This window comes from Bacillus sp. 05T22 (assembly GCF_056396765.1).
This window is the reverse complement of the sequence record NZ_JBFTMC010000195.1, coordinates 1-4,062: the sequence shown is the minus strand read 5'-3', so window position 1 is coordinate 4,062 and position 4,062 is coordinate 1. Positions and strand designations below refer to the sequence as shown.

Here is a 4,062-nt window from a genome sequence, read left to right as displayed (position 1 = left end):
ATAATAAGCACCCTATAAACGCAGCGATTTCTAATGAAATAATATAGTATGGATGCGGACCTAACATATCAAGTAATGAAGCTGTTTCTGGTTTATACGCCAAAAACATATAATTACCACCGGTTTTATAATTCACAAACGAAACAATTGGAATCAATATGTTTAAAAAAATCATCGTACGCTTGATTGATTGAAAAGTCGGCCTATATCCTTCTACCCATGTCATAAAGAGCGGTGCCAAAATGAGTAATACATGTGCGATGAAATATTCTATGAAGCGAAAATGCGGAAAAGCATATTGTAAGTTTGGAGTTGAAATAGCTTGTGATGCCCCAATAATCCCTGTAAAAAAGACAACTTCATATACTTTATAACTTTTTGTAATAACCATTATTGTTGCTAATACTAAACTAATGGTACATAACTCAAATGGTAATGATGTACTCAACTGAAAAATTCCAGCTTTCACTTGCCACACATCAAGTCCAATTTCACTTCCGATAAATAAAAAGGAAATCGCATATCGTACAGCCATATTCCATTGTTGCTCACGGAGTATGTCTTGAAAATGATAAAGAAAATAAGCTCCTATACCGATAAGAAGTAGTATAATGACATGTTGTTTTGAATACGGAACAAATGGCTCCACCGGAAATGCTCCAAAGTACGTTTCCATATTCCTCACTCCTTTCCTTCATAAATATTATTGTAAGAAAGAAAAGGCTCGTCAACCAATCTGCTCTCCCTCTAAACGAAAAGGCTCCAGATATACAAATTCTCAACCTTATTTCTCTCCATACGCTAACCTTACAAAACTGTAATGTTATTGTAAGCTAAAACGATTTGTCATATTTTCTCTCTCTTCTATACTGAAAACAGATACAAAAACGAGCGAAAAGGTGATAAATAAATGAAAAAGAAAAATAAAGTAATCATTACTGGGTTAGTAACAATTGGAATTGCAGCAGGTTCATATTTTGCTCTTGCTGGCGGTGGCGATGTAGCGAAAGCTTACAGCAGCTATAAAGTATCAGAAAAGCAAATTGAAAATGCACAAAAATTTGGTGGCGAAGTCATTCCAAATGGTATTGAAACAATCGCATTTGATCCTTCAAAAGGAACCTATGAGCTAGCTGTAAAAAAAGGTGATGAAGTCAAAAAAGGACAGCTACTCTTTAAATACAATGATCCTACTATGAAGCTAGGTGTAACGGAAGCAGAAATGCAAAAGAAATTAGCTGATAAAGAAGTAGCATTACTCCAGAAACAAATTGATACAGCAAAACAAAAATTACAAAAAGATAAAAATGCCGGTTCCCCTGGGGAGATGCTAAAAGCAACAGAAACTGAAATCGCACAACTTGAATCACAACTTGAAATAAAAAAATTTGAAGTTGAAAAAGCTGATCAAATGATTCAAACAAACAAAGAAAAACTCACTACACTGTCTGTAACAAGCCCAGCTGATGGCATAATTGAAGAGATTACAAAAAATGCGGATGAAAAAACAGGTATGAGCGGTATTACCCTTCGCACTGCTGGCCCTCTAAAAGTAAAAGGCCAACTATCAGAATATGAATTAGCTCACGTCAAGGTTGGGCAGGAAGTAACCGTTACATCCAAAACTGTACCAGGGAAAAAATGGACTGGTAAAGTCACAGAAATCGGTACAACACCAGCAAAGAGCATGGATGAAAACAAGACAGTATCTAACTATCAATTTATCGTTACATTAGATAATAATGAAGAGTTACAAACTGGATTCCACGTATACGTAACAAGCAAGTCTGGTGAAGCAACTGGTACAGTTATTCCAAAAAGCAGCATTGTGAAAAAAGGTGATAAAAATGTTGTATTTATCGTGAAAGACGGTAAGGCAAAGGAGCAAGCTGTTACTGTTGAATTTGAAACAGATGGTGAAGCGAAAGTTTCTGGCGTAAAAAAAGGTGACCAAATCATCTCTAAACCAGAGAAAGACTTAAAAGATGGTATGGAGGTTAGCGCCCAATGATTGATTTAAGAGGCATCACGAAAGCCTTTCAAAACGGTGAAGAAACAGTTCAAATCTTACATGGTATTGATCTAACACTTAATCAAGGCGAATTCACTTCTATCATGGGGCCGTCTGGTTCTGGTAAATCAACATTAATGAATATTATCGGCTGCTTAGATAAGCCGACAAATGGAACTTATTCGTTAGCTGGACAGAACATTTCAAACATGTCTGAAACGGAGTTAGCTCATATTCGTAATAAAGAAATCGGATTTGTATTCCAAAACTTCATGCTTCTCCCACGTCTCAATGCACTACAAAACGTAGAATTACCTCTTATCTACGCTGGAGTAGATAAGAAAGAACGACGTGAACGTGCTTTAGCTGCACTAACAAAAGTAGGTCTAGCAGATCGTGCCACGCATTTGCCAAATGAATTATCTGGTGGACAAAAACAGCGTGTTGCCGTTGCTCGTGCAATTGTAAATAATCCAAAGTTCATTTTAGCTGATGAACCAACTGGTGCGCTTGATACAAAGACAAGTAAGCAAATTATGGATCTCTTTTACGAATTAAACAAGCAAGGCTCAACAATCATTATGATTACCCATGATCGTGAAATTGGGGAAGCGGCAGCACGCCAAATTGTAATTCGTGACGGAAATATCGTCCAAGATTGGAGAGGTTAATTTTGAACACAAGTGAAAATATACGCATGGCCCTTTCCTCTATCTTCGCTCATAAAATGCGTTCTATTTTAACGATGTTGGGGATTATTATCGGGGTTAGTGCGATTATTACAATTATCTCAATCGGAGATGGAACAAACGCAAAGTTCCGTGAACAAATTGGCAAAGAAAAAAAGAATCAATTTTCAGTAAACTATACAACAGAAGATTATTCGGATATGGATGGGAAAATATCTGCAAGCATGTATGACAATGTCTCAAAAATTTCTGGTGTTCAAGATGTATATCCTGGTGTTAGAGGAAAAGAGAAAGTATATGCCGGAAAAAAAGAATTAGATATTGATATAACTGGTGTAAAAGGCGATTACTTTGAAGATACATCTCGCTTCAAACTTGAGCACGGCAGGTTGTTCACTGCCGCTGATTTAGATAAACCTGAACATACAATCGTATTACACAAAGATGCATTTGATAAATTGTTCCCTTCTTGGAAGGAAGGTTTATATGTTGATATAAAAGGTACTCCTTATAAAGTAGTGGGTGTATATTCTATCAAAGCAATGATGGGTGGCATGGAGTTTAAAGAAGGTGCTATCTCTGCTGAAAACTGGCCTGTTCTATTTGGGAAAAATAATTATGACGGCTTAACAGTAAAAATTGCCCCAGGTCAAGATAAGCAAACTGTGCAAGATGCAGTTGTAAAATCATTAAATGATGCGAAAAAACCAGAGGATACTGGGAAATTCAAAGTACCAAATCCACAAGACGATTTAAAAGAGATTGATAACTTCACAGGCATATTAAAAAGTGTATTCGGTGGTATTGCAGCAATTTCACTTTTAGTTGGTGGTATTGGTGTTATGAATATCATGCTTGTATCAGTAACAGAACGTACGCGTGAAATTGGTATCCGTAAAGCACTTGGTGCAACGCGTGGGAAAGTATTGATGCAGTTTCTCATTGAATCTTGTATCTTAACAGCATTGGGCGGATTCATTGGATTTGTGCTCGGTATTTTCTTCGCTTGGATCGTTGCAATATTCGCTGGATGGCCACTTGTTGTTTCCGTAAAATTAGGTTTAATTTCAGTAGCATTATCTATGTTAATCGGTATTCTATTCGGGTTACTGCCAGCTAATAAAGCTGCGAAACTTGATCCGATTGAATGTTTACGATATGAATAAATAAAAAAAGCTATCCAAATTTTAATCTTTACCCTTTGTAAAGGACATTTTAAAAAAAGTTATGCAACATCAAGAAGATGATTTCTGTATTCAACAGGAGTCATCTTTTTTAAATTCCATTGATATCTATAATGATTGTAATACGTCATGTAGTTCTTAATTTCATTTTTTAATTGTGCAAAAGACTCACAAGGTT

The 4,062-nt window shown here is 36.1% G+C and carries 5 protein-coding genes; 3 read left to right on the top strand and 2 right to left on the bottom strand.

The genetic code is table 11. The features are described 5' to 3' along the window. Positions 1–676, bottom strand: a 676-nt coding sequence (locus tag AC1DIT_RS27440; RefSeq protein ID WP_476998562.1) for a YwaF family protein, incomplete at its 3' end; no start/stop codon positions are given. 234 nt (positions 677–910) lie between these two features. Between AC1DIT_RS27440 and AC1DIT_RS27435 the strand changes: the two genes are divergently transcribed. From AC1DIT_RS27435 to AC1DIT_RS27425, 3 genes are read left to right on the top strand one after another with little or no spacing between them, the layout of a single operon-like run. Continuing rightward, positions 911–2,011, top strand: a complete 1,101-nt coding sequence (locus AC1DIT_RS27435; protein ID WP_016113221.1) for an efflux RND transporter periplasmic adaptor subunit — start codon at positions 911–913, stop codon at positions 2,009–2,011. Beyond that, on the top strand, positions 2,008–2,682 hold the full coding sequence (locus AC1DIT_RS27430; protein ID WP_016113220.1) for an ABC transporter ATP-binding protein: 675 nt from the start codon (positions 2,008–2,010) through the stop codon (positions 2,680–2,682). The genes AC1DIT_RS27435 and AC1DIT_RS27430 overlap by 4 nt, the downstream gene beginning before the upstream one ends. A gap of 26 nt (positions 2,683–2,708) precedes the next feature. Further along, entirely contained in the window at positions 2,709–3,866 is a 1,158-nt protein-coding gene (locus tag AC1DIT_RS27425; RefSeq protein ID WP_472926431.1) for an ABC transporter permease, read from the top strand. Positions 3,867–3,925: 59 nt separating this feature from the next. On the opposite strand, the gene AC1DIT_RS27420 is transcribed toward AC1DIT_RS27425, so the two are convergent. Continuing rightward, positions 3,926–4,062: IS3 family transposase (locus AC1DIT_RS27420; protein WP_476998563.1), on the bottom strand; the 137-nt coding region annotated here is incomplete at its 5' end.